The following is a 20,363-nucleotide window of genomic DNA, read 5'->3' on the forward strand; positions in this document are numbered from 1 at the left end:
CGATCTGTTTATCTTCCATACAGAAATGAAATAACATGAAATCAGCTACAGGTAACCTAAGACAAATAAAAATATTTCTGTTTACCGGATTAATTTTTATTTCTTGCCAGGAGTCGCAGACCCGGAATGATAAGATAGAAAAGATGGCACTTCAACCCGATATAATAAGGGTAGATTCAATAGTTTATCAAACAGAAAACTTAATTATTCAAAGGCTTTCAAATCATATTTTTGAACACCAGTCATTTTTGACCACCAATGATTTTGGAAAAGTAGAATGTAATGGAATGATCGTAGTAAATGGTAATGAAGCTATCATTTTTGATACGCCGGCAGACAATAAAAGTTCGCAGGAATTGATAGATTATGCGAATAAAGTAAAGTGGAACATCAAAGCCATCATTCCCACACATTTTCACGAAGACTGTGTTGGTGGTTTGGAAACCTTTCAGCAATATGGTATTTCAGGTTATGCATCTAACCAAACAATCAGTCTACTGAAAAGCAAAGGCAATAAGTCCACCCAGATGCTGAAAGGTTTTGACGACAGTCTTACAATGGCAGTCGGAAATACAAAAGTATATGCATTATATTTTGGAGAAGGACATACTAAAGACAATATCATAGGCTACTATCCTGAAGATAAAGTCATCTTCGGTGGTTGTTTGATTAAGGAAACCGGGGCCACTAAAGGTAACCTGGAGGATGCAAATGTAATCTCATGGCCTGCAACGGTTCGTAAACTTAAACAAACCTATCCTGATGTTCAGATTGTAATACCCGGCCATGGTAAATCAGGGGGAACTGAATTATTTGATTATACTATAAAACTTTTTGAATAACAAATCAGGCCAGGAAGTTAAGCCATAACTGTCTCCTTGTTAAACTTCGCCCTGTAGTCCAAAGGCGAAAGGCCAGTTATTTTTTTAAACACTTCTCTGAAAGCTTTATCATCTGAATAGCCCTCTTCATACATTACCTCAAAAATATTTTTCCTGCCTTTTTCCAAAGTGTTTTTTGCAAATTCAACTTTAACACGCTGCCGATATTCAACAGGGGTATTACCTGTGGCTTTGATAAAACGCCTGTCGAAGTTTCGCCTGCTGATTGCAAGTTTTGAGGCCAGTTCTTCGAAAGATGCTGCTTAAGTTGGTTTGCCCCTCAGGAACAATGATAGTCACGTGTTTCATGATAAGAACTTAAGAAAGCAATTTACACTATAATGTTGTCCGAATCAACCCCACAGAATGTCTATTTCACACCCACTCCCTTACATATTAAGCCATTAACTTTATGGCGGCCTCAACAAATCTAAAAAATCAAAATCCTTAAAAATGAATACTCCGGATTTTAACACAAGTATATTGGTAAATCAAACCCCGGCTGAAGCTTTCCAGGCAATAACAAACGTCCGCGGTTGGTGGTCTGAAGAAATCGTAGGAGGCACAGCAAAATTGAATGATGTATTTAATTATCATTTCAAAGATGTTCATACCTGTACCATAAAATTAACAGAAGTAGTTCCTGGCAAAAAAGTCGTCTGGCATGTCCTGGATAACCATTTCAACTTTACAAAAGACAATAGTGAATGGAAGGATACAAAGATAATTTTCGAAATTTCTGAAGTCGGCAACAAAACACTGGTGAATGTTACTCACCTGGGACTGGTGCCTGAATATGAATGTTTCGATATTTGTTCAAATGCATGGACCCGGTATATCCGGCAAAGCTTATTCGGCCTGATAACTACCGGTAAAGGTCAGCCCAACCGCTCTGATAATCCACAAACTGCCGACGAAAAAAGACTGGCAGATTCTGCGGCAGTCGGCAAATCTGTTAATTAATTAATTTTACCCATTTGGAATAGTGTCCCGGGTAGAGTGTTATAATCAAATTCCTGATATAAATTTGTATCTTTAATACCCGTTCAAAACTATTTCCGCACTCTATCTCTTAATGCAAATCATGCATACCGGCTCAACGGCCTTCCCAGCCGCCTGATCCGGAAATTAGTTACTTTCATTCCGAACGATATTTTTTGACGCAAATTAATAGTAATGAAAACAGAAATTGGAATTAAACCTGCAAACGCAGCACTCGTAGCTCAGTCATTAAACTCACTGTTGGCTGATGAACATGTTTTATACATCAAAACCAGGAGGGCACATTGGAATGTAGAAGGTCCTGACTTCCTCACGATCCATCGCTTTTTCGAAGAGCAATATAAGGAGCTCGAACAACTCATAGATGATATTGCAGAGCGTATCAGAACCATCGGACACTACGCCGAAGCTACACTTGCCGGATTTTTGGCAGAAACACATCTGACTGAAGAAACAAGAACGAATAACGATAGTGCAGGGTTTATGAAATCATTGCTATCAGATCATGAATCAATTATTATTCATCTGCGTGAAAATATAGATCGTAGTGCTGAAGAATGGAAAGATCTCGGAACCAGCGATTTTATTACCAGCCTGATGGAAACACATGAGAAAATGGCATGGATGCTGCGTGCGCATTTCAAATAAAAAACTAACGAGGCGTCAATCAAGCTTTTCAGCAAAATACATATCCAGTTCGCCCTTATTTTTTGCCTCAATTTTACCCCTGTAAATAAAATTGAATTTCTCTTTTACCTGCTGATAGGTAGCTTCAGATATATTAATTTTTGAAGGTTCAGAATTCTGTTCCATCCGGGCAGCGATATTTACCGTATCCCCCCAGATATCATATTGCAGTTTTTTTGCTCCGACCACGCCGGCAATAACAACCCCGGTATGTATCCCGATTCTTAGTTCCACTTTATCATTTTCGTCAACACCGGCTAATTGCTTAACTGCAAATTGCTGCATGTCAAGTGCAGCCATGATCATTTTTTCGGCACCATTGTCCAATGTGTTACCTATGCCCCCGATTGCCATATATGCATCACCGATCGTTTTGATTTTTTCCAACCCATATTTACCCATGATCCCATCAAAGGCACGGAAGTAGTTATCAATCATGCCGATTAATTCTTCAGGGGTTATCTTCTCGGATATCTTTGAAAAGCCTTTTATATCCGCCATAAGCACAGTTACATTTTCTAAACGTTGTGGCGTGGTCTTTCCGGTTGCTTTCAGTTCTTCAATGGCTTCCCTGGGGAAAATATTTTTCAACAATTCAGATAGTTGCTCTTTTTCTGTTTCCAGGGTAACCGTTCTTTCTTTCACAAGTGTCTCCATATTGCTGTTCAGGTTGGCATTATCAAGCAACATGGCTATTTGAGCAGAAATCAGATTAAGCAGGCCAATGCGATTTGCATCAAACACCCCTTCGTTTGAGTAGTTTTCAAGATATAAAATCCCAAAAAGATCTCCTTGTTTAAGTATCGGAAAGATCAACACCGATTGAGGTTGATGCAAAGCAAAATAAGGCAGGGCGCTGTATTCTGTTTGTTTGGATGGATTGTTAATAATAGATGGTTCCTTAACCCTGGCAACATACCTGATGCTTTTTAATGGAAGCCGGTCTGCATCCGGGTATTCGGTCAGAGACCTTGCACCCTCGCGATTATTATACGATGCCTTTATTACCAGGTCTGCCCTGTTCCGGATCAATATATAACCGGTATCGGCGCCGGAATTCTGCATAACAGTCTGCATCAGTTGTTCAATCACCTGGTTAATATCTTTTGCACTGTTTACAGCCTGCGAAGCTTCCAGCACAAGGTTAAGATCAATATGCTGTAAAGAGACCGGTTGATTTCCCATCTGCATTTTCTCCAGGATACTTTGCCCGACCAGTTCACTAAACTCTTTCTCAATATGCCGGACCTTTCCAATTGCTCCCCATTGCAGGTAAGCATTCCTGGCATTATCCAGGTAAGTTTTTGCAATGATCGCGTTGCCGGAACCTGCATGATACCTTCCGGCAAGTTCATTTGCCAGCGCCTTGAAATTTATATAAAGATATTTATCTGCACTTTTTATAGCTTTCTCATATAAAGTTGCCGTACCCCCGGTGTTACCAGTGATCCTGGCCAATTCTGCCTGGAGCAAAAAATATTGGGGCTCAAAATTATCCGGGCAGTATTCGCACCATTTCTTAAGTTTTTTAAGATGAACATTGAGCATCTTAAGATAAGGGCGGGCAGGTGTAAATTTTTTTTCATGTGCCATCGCACAAATCAAGCCACCATAGAAATTATACTCCGCATACTCATAACGGTGATATATAAACGCCATAAACCTGGCACTATCCAGGTATTGCTTAAGGGCCTCCTGTACAAAGCCGAATTGGTAAAGAATATTCATGTAAGCGATATAGGTATCTGCTGCACATGAGAAAGATGAAGAAGCGACGATCTGAGAAAGCCGTTCCGGCACATTGAATGCCTGCCCCATCAAAATTATACTGTCTTCAATACCGCGCAAACAACGGATGGCGTGATAATAACCTTCCAGGAAATGCCTTGTTTCCAGGTCCCCACGCTGATCTACTACGCGCAGATAATTTTCACAAGACTGTTGCAGTTCAGGAAGGGGAAAACCAAGAACAAATTTTTTCTGGTGATAATGAAAGATCCCGTAGCCTGCGTAAATTGGATCTCCGTTCGCAAGACAGCCATTTATGATCTCCTGCATATTATCAAACTCGGGCCTCACAGGCTGTGTCCAATGTTGAACAAAGTTGTGATAACACATTCCAATTTTCCATTTCAAAACAGTATAACCAAGCTGTTTGTTAATCTGGATACCTGTGTCAGCCAGTTTCTTCCCTGTCTGATAATCACCAAATGATTGGGCCAGGATCATTCCATAACCCATATAACCAAATGAAGCAACCCCGTTATTACCATACTTCAAAGAATAATTGACCATCTGCATTACGCCCCAGGCAAAAAGATTCTGATCATATTGATATGAGGGTGGTGATACGGCGAGAGTAAATTCAAGAAACCGTATTTGTTCAGGATCTTTCATAATGGCATGTTGGGGCAAATTGTCCATTATTTTGCCTCTTAACAACCATTTAGCCTTGATGATATCCTTAAAAACGGCAAGCATTATTACCGGCTTTGATCTTGGCATATATAAACCGTAAAGTCCAAAACCAGTGCGACCGGCCTCAACCGCTTTTTCCTTCTCATCATTCGAAGTGTACATATACACCTTCAGCATCAATACTTCAAGTTTATCAAGCCTGGTTTGAGAATGCCCATATAATTCATCCAGGTCTTTCTCAGCTTCTTCATATTTTCCTGTCTGATACTTGCAGGCTGCACCCAGCAGGTAAAACTCAAAGAGTTGCCGGTAATGATCGATGAAGTTTAATGATTGCCGTCCAGGATGTAAGTAGTTTATCGCGGAATCATAAGCCGTTGCGCTGCTTGCCTTTCTGCCCGCACGCAAATTTATCTCTATGAGATTGTCAAAATCTTCCTTCTGCTTAATAAACTGTCTGCCTTTATTAAAATGACTGGCAATAATAAATATTTCTTCTTCTATTTCTGCAGCAGTGTAATTTTTTAGTTTGAACTGTCCGGCCCGGAGATTAATAACAGCAATCTCTTCTTCATTTACCAGTGAGAGACAGGCCTGGCGAATCCTGTCGTGTGCAAACTGGAAACGAACATTACCAATACGGTTGATGTCTGTTTCGCTGATATTATGGGATGACCGTGTATAATGATCAAGATTATCATCTGCGGCTATAAGGTAGCCGGTATTAATGACTTCAGGCAATACATCCGCAACCTTAAATAAATTTTCGTCGATAAGATTCACTGCAGTCAGCAGATCAAAACTGTCACCGACACAAGCCCCCGTTGTCAGGATTTTTTTCTGAAGTTCGCTCAGGTTATTTATTTTCTGAATCAGCAGCTCAACTACATTATCGCCCAGGTTGAAATCAAGCAATCCTTTCTCGCTCCATTGCCATAGACCGGATTCATCTTTAGCTAGCACACCTGTTTCGTTCAGTGAAGTGATCAGCTGTATTGTAAAAAAAATATTACCCTGTGTTTTTTGAAATATCCGATCTACCAGTTGAGCGGGTCTCTCAACCTGGTTTTGCAAAGTATCAAGAATAAAATCACCTATCGTGTTTTTTGCCAGTGGCAACAACTTTATTTCCTTGATATCAGACCGCTGTTGTTGCCTTGCAAGCGAAATTACGAGTGCATGTGTAGGATCAACTTCATGATCCCGGTAAGCACCAATAAAAAAGAACTTCCTGATACTATTGTTTAGAACTATTAGTTCAATGAGCTTGATAGATGCAAGATCGGCCCATTGTAAATCATCAAGGAAAACGATCAGTGTATGTTCGTCTGAACTAAAAGCCGCGATAAAATTTGAAAAGGTTTGCTGGAATCGATTTTGTGATTCATCAGGCGACAAGTCATCGACAGGGAATTGCTTGCCGATGAGAATTTCAAGTTCCGGAACTACATTGATAACAATTTGTCCATTACCTTTCAGGAAATCAATTAGCCTACGCTTCCAATAAATGAATTTATCTTCGTCTTCACGCAACAAATTCCTTATGAGATCCCGCATGGCAGCGATCAGGGCAGTGTATGGGGAATTTCGCTGAAGAGCATCAAACTTAGCCCTGGTGATAAATGTGGATGTTTCTACCATTGTGCGCTGAAACTCCTGTACCAACCGGGTTTTACCAACACCTGAATAACCGCCGATATAAAGGGCCTGTTTTTTTTCCATCTTTGCAAGCTGGTAGGCATCATTCATCAGAACAAGTTCGGGATCGCGCCCCATCAATTTTGCAGAAATAGTTATCCTGCTGACATAGTCTTTTTCCCCCAGCCTGAAATTTTCGCGGTAATTATCATCATTGAAAAATCGAATGCATTGCTCAAGATCGTGGATCAATCCCGTTGTGCTCTGATACCTGTTCTGGGGATTTTTGGCCAACAACTTCAATACGATATCGTTTAGTACTTGCGGAAGATAAGGATCAACCACATTTAATGCTGCTGGCTGCCGGGCGATATGTGCATACAACAGCTCCGAGGAACTGGTGCTGACAAATGGAGGTCGCCCGGTAAGCATTTCATAAAATATAACACCGATCGAATAATAATCAGAACGAAAATCAATTACCTGGTTTATGCGCCCGGTTTGTTCGGGACTTATATAGTCGAGATCTCCGGCACTGGCAAAGGCAGAATAATTATCCGTTTCTTTTTTGAAGACGCGTGAGGCTTTCCGGAAATCTGATAGTTTACAGATAGCTTTATCAGGATCAATGAAAATATGTTCAGGCCGCAAATTGCCTATAATCCATCCCCCTGCATGAAAGGCCGACAACATGCGGCATATACTAAGGGCCAGGCGTACAAACGCAGTTGGTTTAATTTTTTTCTGTTGATGAATATACTGCTGCAATATGAAGCCTGCACTATCTTTGAAAATAACCGCTATTGAACCTTGCTCCTGTACAACATTCAGAGGTTGCAGGGCTTCGCTCCAGTTTTTTTCTATCACAAGCTGCACCATGTTTTTCAAAGATTGTATCTGGTGCTCGTTTGGGTTACGATAAACCTTCGCGATAAATTTTTCATGGCGCAATAAATCCTCTACCCGCATCATACTAAAAAGCGGAGCATCAACCATCGTTTCAATAGACTCAAATCCCTTAATTGTAACCACGTTCTTTTATAGATCTTTTTCTCCCGGAATCTCAAAGTTCTGTCCGGATATGGCCCGGGCAGTTTGTAATCCGGCCATTGCAGTGGCTTCTATGCAACCAGCATTAAAACCATTGTTGATCCAATCGCCGGTAATATATAAGTTAGGAAATAAATGTGTCTGATCGGTGTTCAGGCGATAAGCTGAACTACCGGTGAATGACATAACATACAATTCTGTAGGATCGATATTCGCCCTGAAAAACTGGTCATCAAACCGCGCTTGTCCCTGGCCATTTTTGAGATCAATGAGTTTACTGAAATCAAAATCGTTCTGCCCCTTTGAAATACCTGGCCAGATATATGTCGACAATTGTTGCAGGTAATCCAATGCACATTGTTTTGCAAAGTCCGTTTGAACGGTTGGAAAATTAGTGTCGGTAAAATTTGATTGCATGGCATTTTGCAGAATCTGGCCGGCATTTGGTGCTGGTGTTGGCCCGCAGAAATATGCGATGTTAGCCGGTGTAAAGCCAGCCGGCCAGCTTTCACGGTCAATCAGGTCGCTCATATCTGCCCAGGTATCATAGGGCTCCTGGAAAGACCCCAGAAGGGCAAGGCCGTCTTTAACAAAAGGCCATTGCATATCAGCGATGGTAGTATTGAGCCATAGTTGAAAGGCAATAGTACTTACCGGGACAACATTTTTTACCATGTTTTGCCAGGCGGTACTTTTCAGTATGAGTTCTTTGGCTACGGTTGGCAAGGCTCCTATTGAAATACCCAGTATCACTAGATCGTAATCCTGTCCATATATCAGTTGTTTTTGTTTTACAGCCGGCCAGGTTGAATAATAAGATTCCAGGTTCACGTTTTGTTGCGCGATCTCTGTGCCCTGTGCCAGGTATTGGACGTTAGGGAAATTCGGCCAGCAAGGCAAATCATTTACAGTTACCAGCGGATCATAAGTTGTATAACCTTCAGCGAGTGTTGCCTGCACATCGATGGAAATCGTGCTGATGTTATTATGAATATCAAGACCAAGATTAGTTACTTTGTTGAAGAACTGGAAGTTAACCCCGCGTTGAAGGAGCACCTGGTACATTGGTCCAAAAATCGCGTCCCCCATACCCGCCATCATCCGGTAATAAACATGTCCCTTAAAAGTAAGACCAAGCCTTAACAGTCCTCTCATTGCAACTCCCGCTTCGAAAGTATATTGCTCCTTCCCACCAAAAACAAGCCCATAAACCGCCTGAACAATTGTAGAATTGATGGAGATTTCCGTGGCACCGTGTTTGGCCAGCCAGTCCCGGTAGTCATAGTTGTTTATTACATCAAATCCCTTTTCTATTACATTATCTTCTACCATACCAACCACAGAGACAACACCCAGATCTGCCATGATAAAAAATCTTCGCAGTTCGGTATCATGATCCATCACACCATCCGCGATACCTTTCAACCAGGTCATAAAATGACCTAATATCTCTTTTACAAGCAGGTGTTCACCGGCAATCGCGGCTTTCAAAGCTGCATGCAAAAGAAATCCGCCCGTGTTTTCCAGGGCATGTTCAACATCCGTTACGAGTTCGCCGAATTTTAATTTCAGCCACGCGAATTCACCGGCTATCCCGGACGCATGCACCTTTGCCTGGACAGGGGCAGAAGTTTTTTGAATAAACTCTTCATGTCGATCAAGAATAAAATTCACGATCTTCTGTACAAAATCTTCCATGGTTGGCGGTGGTCCACCATAACCTGGCGTTATCGAATTTGTAGGTAATACAAATGGCCAGCTCTGCCATTCGTTATTAACCTGTTCCTGCAGCGCTATAAAATCATAACCGGTAAACGCTTCCTCCCAGGTTGCAAGGGGACTTCCAGGGGTTCGGTTGTTGGCTTTATACACCTCCTGGATAATATTGAATGCATTATCATAAAAGCCAAACCATAGATGAAGTCCATGCTCCTCAATCCGCTGCCCTACGGAAGCGTTACGACCACTGGCACCCTTGCCACCCAGCCTCCATCCCATATGGTACACAGTGATTTCATATTTTGATTTCCAATCCGGATCAGATGTTAGCTGAAATACTGAAGTCAGTGAGCCCATTCCTCCACCCAAAACCGCGATTTTTTGTACTGCCATGCTTAGAATTTTATGAATTCGATGTATGAAAGCGCCCAGTTATAATTCATGTAAAAGGCACCAAGCGGTTGTTCGAGAATGCTGGGAGAACTGAATATGCCTTCCGGGAGGTAAGAAGAGGTTTCATTAACCAGTTCAAGCCCTGCAGGCGCTATATCTATGTTTTCAAAATCAATTTTGTAAACCGAGCTTACATAACCATAAGGTCCGTGCTCTATAACCGGTAATACCAACATTGGCGAGATATCCTCGAAGCCCTGCACAGTGCTGTCAGCTTCCATCAAACTCATGATCCCGGTGGTAGCAGAAAGCATCGGTTTACCTGTAGACCTCGCCGTTACTGTATAACTGCTATCATCAACCGTAAAATCCGCCATTTCTTTATTGAACTCCCAGAACAATCTTCCCCCTGCCACCGCTGCATAGCTGTCCAGGTATAGGACCGGCAAATAACAATACGGCCCCTTTGAGTCATACCTGCTGTCTGAAAACTGAACATAAGGTAACATCACAATAAATTCATAGTAGTGTAGCTTTAACTCAGGCAATACACCGCCCAGGATATGTTTCTCAACGTTCGGATTCGAATTGAGGTGGGTGTCATTAAACATCAACAGCAGTGGATGTTGTCCGGCCGGAGAGTAGCTTTGAGGTGCCAAAACTAACTCAGAAGGCAATAGTGACTGGGCAAAATCTGCATTAACATTGCCGAAGGCAAACCGGCCTTTGCAGCTGCCTTCCAGGGGAAATTGCTGTAATGCATCCAATCTTTGGTGATCGTCAATAGTTACAGACATGAGGGGGTTGGTTTGGGGGTGATCAATTATTTTAAATTATAACACACACATTATAAACCAGAAAACTGTCGAAGGTTGATGTAATTACAGGGTAAAAATAAGTGTTTACACTAATTTAGCATTTATTTCAGGTCACTATGAAATTTTTTAAGTCAGATTATCATTCGGCTCTCCCAGATCATTCTTCCGGCCTCAGATAATTGATCTCAACTCAGATCATTCGTCTCCCTTCAGATCATTCGTCTCAACTCAGATCATTCGTCCCCCTCAGATCATTGGTGATCCGAAGAACTTGCTTTAATATCTTCATTTCTTTCTTCACAGCATTGCGGATAAACCAGGTAAAAATTATCGCTGCAACCAGGTAAGACAAATCAATCAAAATGAGAACAGGGATAGTGAAATACAAGCTGAATTCGGGGGTCAGCATATAGAAACCGATTGTATATAGGATAAGGATGATAGCTGTAATGGGACCGTTCACTGTTTTTCGAAAGCGGATATATGTTAAAGAAGCGTTGTTGGTCTTGATAGCAGGTTCCGCCAGGTCAATATTGACTGACAGGAAGATGCTGAACAATTCTATGATAATCCTAAGTATAATGCCGCCTAACATTAAACCGGCACCTATAATGCTGATGGGTTGCTGAAACCTCGCGACATACGAAAAAAATGCCCAGAGACCTGTTGCAATGATTATTAAAATGAATAAACCAGTCAGCTGCAACCTGGCAGCACGCTTCATTTGCTGCCTGGCTATGACAATGGTATTCAAAATATCCGCGGAACTATCACGATTATTGCTTTTCGAATCCTGCCACAATTTTTTCAGGTCATCTAACTCATCACTCATTTTCAAGTATTTTTTTGAGTTGTTTTTTTATTCGGTGGATTTTAACCCGAAGATTTCCTTCGCTGATTCCGACAATAGCCGAAATCTCCTGGTACTCAAGTTCATCAAGGATCATCATTATGATTAATCTATCCACTTCACCCAGCTGGCCGATTGCCAGGTATAACGATTGATTTCTGGTAGCTGAAAGCTGGTTTGGATCATCAGCAACAACAGTATGCACATCATCTATCGGAATTTTGAAATTGTCTTTTTTATCACGGATGTACTTCAGGCAGGTATTGACAGTGATCCTGTAAATCCAGGTCTTGTGGCTTGAAGCATTTTTAAATTTACTAAGCGCCTGCCATGTATTGATAAAAACCTGTTGGGATAAATCTTTCGCCAGGTCGCTGTCTCCTTTCATAAAACCCAGGCACATCTGCAGAACCATAGAGCGGTATTCCTGATGCAGGGATTCGAAGAGAACCTCGTTATTTGGCATGTTTGTTTAAATAGTTATTTACCTGTGCGTATAACCATGCGGGTTGATCAAACATAATAAAATGTTTACTGGAGTCCGCTATCACGATTTCCTTATTTTTCAGATTGCTATATTGTTTCTCATAGTTGGATAATATCACTTTTTTGTCCGGGAAAGATGCACCCAGTATGAGTGTCTGGGTATTGATAGCGGACAGTCTATCCCTCAGATCGAGTTTAAGCAGATCAGTGTAACCGTAAACATAAGTTTTTCTGTCGGCTTTGATAGACCAGTTATTAAGTTCTTCAACTTTTGAAGTTACATTGGTCATATATGCAGAGGTACCATTGACCATTTTTTTGAAATCTTCAGGTGACACTACGAGCAGCCTGGTATTATAACTGTTGTTGTATGTTACGCTGCTGGCCGGAACTCCCGGCATCATTAACTCCCTCATGCAGGGAAGTGATTCAATAATTATAAGTCCAGCCACACGATCTGGCATTTCCGCAGCTATGTCAACCCCTAAATTTCCACCCATGCTATGCCCGATCAAAGTAATATTTGAAAGTTTTTCATTCCTGATATAGTCTGCCAATTGTTTTTTAATAGCATCATACCAGGGCGTATCAATGGCTTTTAATCCATCAAAGCCAGCATAAGACACCAGGTGGCTGGTATAGGATTTATCAAGGTTTTTTATTGTTTCCTCCCAAACGGACCCTGGAACGGTAAATCCCGGCAAAAAAATAATGTGACTTCCTGTACCTGATTTTGCGACGGATATCGCTTTTTGACTAATTACGAACTGGGCCAATAAAATCATTGAGATGAGAATCGCTGTCTTTTTCATGATTTGTCAGATTTAAATTTTTCATTTGAACCGAAAACATGAAAATTGTTACAACCTCGTTGATAAATTCTGAGTAATATGTTCAGGCATTTCTTAATTTGATACCTGAAGTCTAAACAACATGGCGCTCTACTATCAACTGACAAAAGAAGAAGTATTACAGCAATTACAAACTTCACCAATCGGCTTAAAGGACGATGACGTAAAAAGATTACAAAAAAAATCCGGGTATAATGTCCTTGCAGATGCCAAACAAAAAAGCCGCCTGGCCATTCTCATCTCCCAATTTGCGGATATAATGATCCTCATTCTGATCATTGCGGCAGCAATCTCATTTGTTGCAGGCGAACACACTGATGCTTTTGTAATACTGGCTATCATCATAGCAAACGCCTGGATGGGTTATTCCCAGGAATACAACGCTGAGAAGTCTGTCAGGATGCTTCAGAAAATGGTGGCCCAGTCCACAGTCGTTTTGCGTAATGGGCTGCCAATGAAAAAGGAAGCGAAGGATTTAGTGGCAGGCGATATTATTTTGTTGGAAGCCGGTGATATTGTTCCTGCTGATTCCAGGTTACTTGAAGTGAATGCGCTAAAAACTGATGAAGCATCGCTAACCGGGGAAAGTCACTCAATTGAAAAAATCACAGATCAAATCCAGGAACCTGATCTCGTTCCGGGCGATCAGCATAATATGGTTTTCAAAGGCACTATAGTGAGCAATGGTTCAGGCAAAGCCGTGGTTACTGCTATAGGGATGCAAACAGAGATAGGAAAAATAGCCGGCTTGCTGGAGGTCGGAATTCAAAAAACACCACTTCAGAAACGACTAGCGGTTTTCAGCAGGCAACTTGCGGTTATTGTTATTATTATTTGTGTTATCGTTTTTGGCTTTGGATTGTACCGGGGCGAACCGATATTTGAAATGTTCCTCACAGCACTGTCATTAGCTGTTGCAGCCCTGCCCGAGGCTTTACCTGCTGTTATCACCATAGCACTCGCAAACGGGGCAAGAAGGATGGTGAAACAAAATGCCCTCATGCGAAAACTACCTGCTGTTGAAACCTTAGGTTCGGTTACTTATATATGCAGTGATAAAACAGGAACGCTTACGCAGAACGTGATGACTGTTGAAAAAACAAAGGCCGCATCTGAAAGGGAAGATCTGTTCACTTATGCTATGCTGCTTAATAATGAAGTGAGGTTTTCAGCAGATAATGATCTGTTAGGCGACTCAACAGAAACCGCACTGGTTAAGTACGCTATTACAAAGGGAAAAACCAAAGAAGAAGCCGGCAACAAATTCCTGCCTGTCGCAAAACTTCCCTTTGATTCAGTAAGAATGCGTATGAGCACCTTGCACGAACATGAGGGCAAATGGATCCTGTTCGTCAAAGGTGCGCCAGGTAAAATAGCAGAGTTATTTTCACCACGATACAAAGATCAGGTTCCCGGCCTCCTTGATCTGAACCGCGAATGGGCTACAGAAGGGCTAAGAGTACTATTTTTTGCGTATAAAATATTCGATCAAAATCCAGGTCAGATAACAGAAACCATGGAATCCGGTCTTGATTTCCTTGGAATGGCAGCCATGATTGATCCCCCGAGGCTGGAAGTGATAGAAGCAATCAGGCAATGTAAAACAGCAGGTATAAAAACGGTAATGATAACGGGTGATCAACCGCTCACCGCATTGGCCATTGGAGAAAGACTGGGAATGATTGAAGAAAAATCAATGAACGTAAAATCAGGTGCGGAACTTCAACAAATGCGCGATGATGAATTTAAAAGCCAGGTCAGAAATATCCTGGTGTATGCACGGGTTTCGCCTGAACAAAAACTCAATATTGTTAAAACTTTACAATTAAATGGTGAGTTCGTAGCAATGACCGGTGATGGAGTAAATGATGCCCCTTCAATAAAACAGGCAGATATAGGAATTGCCATGGGAATAACCGGAACTGACGTTACTAAAGAAGCCGCAGACATGATCCTGCTCGACGATAATTTTGCCACTATAGTAAAAGCCGTAAAGGAGGGGCGAAGGATTTATGACAATATCCGGAAATTTATTCTTTATGTATTAGCCTGCAATTTCGGAGAGATACTCACCATCTTTTTTGCGCCAATAATAGGACTTCCCATTCCCCTGCTCCCTATCCACATATTATGGATAAACCTGGTTACTGATGGTTTACCCGGACTTGCCCTGGTTGGCGAACCTGCAGAAAAAGATATAATGACCCGTCCACCACGGCCACCGGGAGAAAATTTATTTGCAGGGGGCCTTGTCCCAAGGATAATATTTACAGGTATCATCATGGCAGCTGCAGCCATTTTTCTTCAATGGTTTACAATTAAAGAAGGTTATGATAGCAGGACCCAACAAACCGCAGTATTCACCGGTTTGTGTTTTATGCAACTGGGCAATGCATTATCTGTACGTTCAATCTATCACTCGATGTTTAGAATTGAACTATTTTCAAACCGGGGACTCTGGGGCGCGATTATCTTAACTGTTGTTTTGCAATTATTGATCGTTTACATACCGGACCTTCAACCGATTTTCAAAACAGCATACATTGATTGGAACCTGATGAGTGTAATACTACTTGTGACAGTTGCCTCAGTATTGATTCTTGAATTATTAAAATATATTACCAGGCCAAAAAACAATGGAAGCAAAATATCCGTGTTGGCTACAATCTCCTGAAATAATAAAAGCCCGGGTAGAAACCCAGGCCGTGTTTAAAATCCAATATCCTATGAAAAACCGATTAGTTATATCCCAACAATGTGCCAACTATGAAACTCAATGTCAGCGATGGTTTCAAAATAAGGTCGATTTATTTTGTTTCCATTTTGGGAAAGTTTTTTTCATATCGGGAATAATTGGTTATTCGGAGGGGTTTATCATATTCCGCGGCTATTTAGATTGTTTACATTATTATCCAAAAGCGGAAAATCAATCAATCGAGACTCCCTTAGATCCACCAGAGTTTTTGTAGCTGATCCGGCCACCACTTTTTTTCAGATACTTTGTTTTGAATTTATTATGAAGGCTGTCATTCTGTTTAACCCCGTTTACTGTTAACGCTGTTTCGTCCAGTATTAAAGACTTAACTGCTTCTTTGTTATCAACAATCTTTTCCCTCACAACATCATTTATCATCCCCTCTAATAATTTTCGATCTTCATTTGCCTGCTTACGATCAAGTTCGGCTTGCTTACGATCCTCTACTGCCTGATCACGATCATGGCCCGCCTGCTCTCTATCCTTTTCAGCTTGTTTCCTATCCATTGATGCGCGCTCCCTGTCTTTGGTTACCTGGATGCGGTCCTGTTCAATCTGCTCGCGTTCGTTTTGAACCTGTTTTTTATCCTGCACTGCTCTTTGGCGATCCTCATCGGCCCTCTGCCGATCCTCTTCCGCTTGTTCGCGCTGCTTTTCCACTAGTTCCCTGTCTTTATCAGCCTGGTTACGATCCAGGTCAGCCTGGTCACGATCGCGGTCGGCTTGCTGACGGTCTTTTTCTGCTTGTACGCGGTCCTTATCTGCCTGTTCACGATCTTTTTCAACCTGTAACAAGATCTTTTTTACTGTCGCATCATATTTAGAAAAATCTTCTTCAGGAATTTTTTTACCATCAATATTCATCTCAACGATTTTGGATCCCTTCATCCTTATCTTATGGCGATGGCCGTCATCCTGGTAATCAATCATAGTCTCACCCGACTCGTCCGTGGTAACACTTCTGAGATTTATAGAAGACCTGGTTTCTTTTTTCTGGGTTACTGTTTTCTGTTGTGCCCCCGCAGGGCTAACCTGTAGGAGCAGGGCTAAAATGGGCAAAGCCGTCAATAATAATTTCATTTTCATTTTGTATTTTTTTATGTAAGAATTGGGCAAAACGATGCCTGTTCGCTATTAAGCGAATTTGTCTCATGTGTTAAACTGTTGGAAAAATCGGTTAGGGTTTCAAATTCTTTTTCTATCAATCTCAGCTTTTGAGCTGTTCTTTTTAACCCTGTCCAGTTTTGCGCTTACTTTGTCTTTTTCAGCATGCATTCTATCAATATCCGCCTGTTCCCGATCTCTGTCTGCGATGATCCTGTCAGTTTCAGCTTGTTGACGATCCTTTTCGGCCTGAAGCCTGTCTTTTTGAGCTTGTTGACGATCTCTTTCTGCCTGGGCACGATCCTTATCAAGCTGTAATTTCAGTATTTTAGATTGTATCAAATCATTGTCGGCCTGCTTAAACATTTCTTCAAGTAATTCCCTGTCCTTGCTGTTGCTTGCTGCAAATTGATCTTTGTTTATTTGTTTAAGATATTCATCCTGGAGGAATTGACCTGCATCTATTCGTTGCTGAGTCAATTCAGAAAGCAACTCATTTGTATTTGAATGTTCCTGGATCTGTAATATTTTTTCATTGCTGGATGATTGGTCCTCAAAAATTGTTGTTTTTTGAGATCCTCTTTTACCTGCAGGCCGGCGACTCAATTTTTGAGAAGGTTCCCGGGTTCCAGGATTGAGTTCCTGGCTGATTATCGTTTGCGCATCTGCAGCATGGTTCCCTGCGAAAGATGTCAACGGTTCAGCAGATAGCTTAACAGGTGTTGAAACTACCGAATTTAATATTTCCGGCTTTTGCATCGCTGATAAGAGCAAAACAAAAATGACAATATTTGTGATAAAAAAAACGAATTCAACAGGCGACAAAATCCTGTTCTTATGATGAACGAGACGGATCATTCGTTGAAGCAAAAGGTTTTGTTTTCCAAACAGCCCAAGCACATAACCCGATTGTTTCATTGAATGTTCCTTGAAACTTATGATTGCATTGAGATACTCAGCTTTATTTCCTGTGGTAGATATGACCAGGTCATCACAACAATTTTCTCTTTCAATACGAAGAAGAGAAGAAACCCATAACAGTCCGGGATTAAAGAAAAATATCAGTTCAGCCACGCGTTGAATGAAGTTTACCAAATAGTCATGACGCCGGATATGCGCCAGTTCATGAAGCAATATGGATTCTACTTCCCCGGCCGGGAGTTGTGTAAGAACTCCCGCAGGGATCAAGACTAAAGGTTTAAAATATCCAACAACAGCAGGTATTTTTACTAATGCCGACTCCATAAAAGCAATCTTTTTCCTGATACCCAGCTGCTCACTTAACAGGTGAAATTTTGATTGCCATTCACGAGAAGGCGAAAAAAGATTTTGATTCCGCAATTTATGAACATAGAACAGATCCACTATTATACTGGCCGACTTAAAAAGAAGAACGATCAGCCAGGCAGAAACTATCCATTGAGCGTTTGCATTTAGAAATACTACCAGCGTTATATAATACTGGCCAAATATCGACTGATTGAAAAGCAGTTTTGTATCTGCCAGGTTTTCCAGCATCCGTAATCCCGGGGATGTTACTGTACCCGTGTTCCATTCAATCATGAAGGTGGTACTAACAGCACCAATAAAAAGAAAAAACAGGATGGAAAGTATGCCATAACGTACCGATGCATAAACCTTTCTTGTGCAATAAATCACGATACCCGCAAGAATCGTGAGTATCAACCCCTGCCAAAGGGAATGGATAAACGTCCAGCTTAGGCTATGCAATAAATTATCAATGAAAGCTGCGCTCATATCTTAAGATTACAATTATTGTTTATCGTCTGACAGTTTTTTTGCAAGATCCTTCAATAGCTGAAGTTCCTTTTTTGATGTTTTTTCATTATCGAGCAAGGCAAGAACCAGGTTGCTGACCGAGCCATTGTACATCGAATCAAGGAACCGGCCCAACATAAAACCCTTTGTTTTTTCTTCTTCCAGCAAAGGCCGGTAAATATGTTTCATACTCGATTCATCGCGGGCAAGCATACTTTTCTCAACCATGACCTGCATTAGTTTTAATGTAGAAGTATATTGTACCGCTTCCTTCTGAGTATTAAGGATATCATGAACAAAACGCACAGTGGATGGACCATGGCTCCATAGTATCTGCAAGACGTCCATCTCAGTTTTGGTTGGCACGGGTTCCTGATTTTTTTCGTTCTTCAGCTCCTTCATAAACCTAAGGTACGATTTAAAACGTACGTTCCAAATACTAATACCATTTTTTGAAAATTTTAAGAATTGCCTGTAGTCACCCATCAGCGATAATTTTTCTTTAATGGATCCCCTTAACCCCTGGAAATGGTTTAATAGTAATATTTAAGACTAATTATGCAGTGACGCTGACACCAATCCTATATTTTTGAACGAACTAAACATTATGCATCTCTACATTAAGAATATGGTTTGTGAACGTTGTATCACGGCAATTCGCCGGGAATTGGAAGCAGAGGGCATTCAGTATAAGGATATTCAGTTGGGAGAAATTGAACTAACCACCGGATTATCTAAGGACAAATTGGAAAGACTAAGCGATAATCTTCAGCAGGCGGGATTTGAAATACTTGATGATAAAAAGTCCCGCATTGTCGAAAAAATAAAAAATACCATTGTCTCGCTGGTACACTACAATGAAAACGAGTTAAACTTCAAATTATCAGCCGTACTGGAAGATAAACTGGAGCTGGACTATCATTATCTCACTACCCTTTTTAGCTCGGTAGAAGGAATCACCATAGAAAAATATACTATCCTTCAACGAATCGAAAAAGCGAAGGAATTATTGATGTATGATGAATTAAGTCTTAGCCAGATCGCAGATAAAATGGGATATAGCAGCGTTCAGCATCTCTCACAGCAGTTTAAGAAAATTACAGGATTAACGCCTTCACATTTCAAAAATCTGAAAGAAAATAAACGAAAACCTCTTGACAAACTCCATGATTAATTAAATCAACCTCAATTAATTATCCGCATAATTATATAAATCGCAGTCACAATCATATAACAAAGGAAATCCAATGATATGTTATTTTGCAATTTGCAAAACACCAATCAATGGAACAGCAAAAGCTTTATATAAAAGGAATGGTTTGCGAACGGTGTATTGAATCAGTTCGTGAATTACTGCAGGATCTGTCATTAGCAGTAAGTCAAATTTCACTGGGTGAAGCAATCATAGAAACCGGGACTCCGATAAATTACCGTCTTGTTGATGAGCGCCTGCAGAACCTTGGCTTCAGTCTTCTCCAAAACAGGAAAGAGAGATTGGTCCACGAGTTAAAGGAGCTTGTCGAAGAAGTTTATTCAGGTAAATTCGTCTTTGAACCCAATTTCAACTTTTCCCGTTTGGCAATTGATAAATTAAACCTCGCGTATGAAAACATTTCAACGATATTTTTGACGGTTGAAAACACCACAATTGAAAAATTTATTCTTCAATATAGAATTGAAAAAACAAAATCTCTGCTTACAACCACAAATAAAACAATTACCGATATCTCTTTTGCGCTTGGGTTCAGCAGCGTATCACATCTCTCCAAACAATTTAATAGCATTACGGGCCTGACTCCGTCTGCATTTAAGGAGTTAACGCGAATTCAACACATTCATAACCGGCAACTTTAATTCCCGATTACTAACTCTTCCCGGATTCCAGGTTTCAATCTGTACTGATAATTTGTACTGATAATTTGTGCTGATGAT

16 protein-coding genes are annotated in these 20,363 nt (G+C 41.0%); 6 read left to right on the forward strand and 10 right to left on the reverse strand.

Translation table 11 applies throughout. The annotated features are described in order from the left end of the window. Positions 1-35: 35 nt before the first annotated feature. Entirely contained in the window at positions 36-842 is an 807-nt protein-coding gene (bla, locus tag VK664_RS24820) for a subclass B1 metallo-beta-lactamase (protein WP_461401419.1), read from the forward strand. Between the two features lie 17 nt (positions 843-859). Here bla and VK664_RS24825 read toward each other — a convergent pair whose 3' ends face one another. After that, positions 860-1,126, reverse strand: coding sequence for a helix-turn-helix domain-containing protein (locus tag VK664_RS24825; protein WP_461401519.1), 267 nt, complete (start codon positions 1,124-1,126; stop codon positions 860-862). A 208-nt stretch (positions 1,127-1,334) separates the two neighbouring features. On the opposite strand from VK664_RS24825, the gene VK664_RS24830 reads away from it, so the two are divergent. After that, positions 1,335-1,844 carry an SRPBCC family protein gene (locus tag VK664_RS24830; protein WP_461401420.1) on the forward strand — a complete coding sequence of 170 codons (510 nt, stop codon included), beginning with the start codon at positions 1,335-1,337 and terminating at the stop codon, positions 1,842-1,844. A 213-nt stretch (positions 1,845-2,057) separates the two neighbouring features. Then, positions 2,058-2,531 (forward strand): Dps family protein, encoded by a 474-nt coding sequence (locus VK664_RS24835; RefSeq protein ID WP_461401421.1) that lies wholly within the window; start codon positions 2,058-2,060, stop codon positions 2,529-2,531. Between the two features lie 15 nt (positions 2,532-2,546). On the opposite strand, the gene VK664_RS24840 is transcribed toward VK664_RS24835, so the two are convergent. From VK664_RS24840 to VK664_RS24865, 6 genes are all read right to left on the reverse strand, one after another. Beyond that, positions 2,547-7,658 (reverse strand): adenylate/guanylate cyclase domain-containing protein, encoded by a 5,112-nt coding sequence (locus VK664_RS24840; protein WP_461401422.1) that lies wholly within the window; start codon positions 7,656-7,658, stop codon positions 2,547-2,549. 6 nt (positions 7,659-7,664) lie between these two features. Then, complete coding sequence (locus tag VK664_RS24845; RefSeq protein ID WP_461401423.1) at positions 7,665-9,788, reverse strand: NAD(P)-binding protein; 2,124 nt, start codon at positions 9,786-9,788, stop codon at positions 7,665-7,667. Between the two features lie 2 nt (positions 9,789-9,790). Then, positions 9,791-10,585 carry an acetoacetate decarboxylase family protein gene (locus VK664_RS24850; protein WP_461401424.1) on the reverse strand — a complete coding sequence of 265 codons (795 nt, stop codon included), beginning with the start codon at positions 10,583-10,585 and terminating at the stop codon, positions 9,791-9,793. A 244-nt stretch (positions 10,586-10,829) separates the two neighbouring features. Next, positions 10,830-11,438: a hypothetical protein gene (locus tag VK664_RS24855; RefSeq protein ID WP_461401425.1), complete on the reverse strand. Its 609-nt coding sequence runs from the start codon at positions 11,436-11,438 to the stop codon at positions 10,830-10,832. Beyond that, entirely contained in the window at positions 11,431-11,922 is a 492-nt protein-coding gene (locus tag VK664_RS24860; RefSeq protein WP_461401426.1) for an RNA polymerase sigma factor, read from the reverse strand. Before VK664_RS24860 ends, VK664_RS24855 begins: the two co-directional genes overlap by 8 nt. Further along, complete coding sequence (locus VK664_RS24865; RefSeq protein ID WP_461401427.1) at positions 11,912-12,754, reverse strand: alpha/beta fold hydrolase; 843 nt, start codon at positions 12,752-12,754, stop codon at positions 11,912-11,914. Before VK664_RS24865 ends, VK664_RS24860 begins: the two co-directional genes overlap by 11 nt. 121 nt (positions 12,755-12,875) lie before the next feature. Here VK664_RS24865 and VK664_RS24870 point away from each other — a divergent pair, with 121 nt between their 5' ends. After that, positions 12,876-15,467: a cation-translocating P-type ATPase gene (locus VK664_RS24870; RefSeq protein ID WP_461401428.1), complete on the forward strand. Its 2,592-nt coding sequence runs from the start codon at positions 12,876-12,878 to the stop codon at positions 15,465-15,467. A 252-nt stretch (positions 15,468-15,719) separates the two neighbouring features. On the opposite strand, the gene VK664_RS24875 is transcribed toward VK664_RS24870, so the two are convergent. The 3 genes from VK664_RS24875 to VK664_RS24885 form a co-directional block, all read right to left on the reverse strand. After that, the gene (locus tag VK664_RS24875; RefSeq protein WP_461401429.1) at positions 15,720-16,634 is read right to left on the reverse strand and encodes a hypothetical protein; all 915 of its coding nucleotides are present in this window, start codon (positions 16,632-16,634) and stop codon (positions 15,720-15,722) included. 99 nt (positions 16,635-16,733) lie between these two features. Then, positions 16,734-18,410 (reverse strand): M56 family metallopeptidase, encoded by a 1,677-nt coding sequence (locus tag VK664_RS24880; RefSeq protein WP_461401430.1) that lies wholly within the window; start codon positions 18,408-18,410, stop codon positions 16,734-16,736. 15 nt (positions 18,411-18,425) lie between these two features. After that, positions 18,426-18,833 (reverse strand): BlaI/MecI/CopY family transcriptional regulator, encoded by a 408-nt coding sequence (locus VK664_RS24885; protein ID WP_461401431.1) that lies wholly within the window; start codon positions 18,831-18,833, stop codon positions 18,426-18,428. A 205-nt stretch (positions 18,834-19,038) separates the two neighbouring features. Here VK664_RS24885 and VK664_RS24890 point away from each other — a divergent pair, with 205 nt between their 5' ends. Continuing rightward, positions 19,039-19,605, forward strand: coding sequence for a helix-turn-helix domain-containing protein (locus tag VK664_RS24890; RefSeq protein ID WP_461401432.1), 567 nt, complete (start codon positions 19,039-19,041; stop codon positions 19,603-19,605). 110 nt (positions 19,606-19,715) lie between these two features. Then, positions 19,716-20,285, forward strand: coding sequence for a helix-turn-helix domain-containing protein (locus VK664_RS24895; RefSeq protein WP_461401433.1), 570 nt, complete (start codon positions 19,716-19,718; stop codon positions 20,283-20,285). The last annotated feature ends 78 nt before the right edge of the window (positions 20,286-20,363 follow it).

This window comes from Flavitalea sp. (assembly GCF_035489435.1).
In the GTDB taxonomy this organism is placed as follows: Bacteria; Bacteroidota; Bacteroidia; order Chitinophagales; family Chitinophagaceae; genus DATHKG01.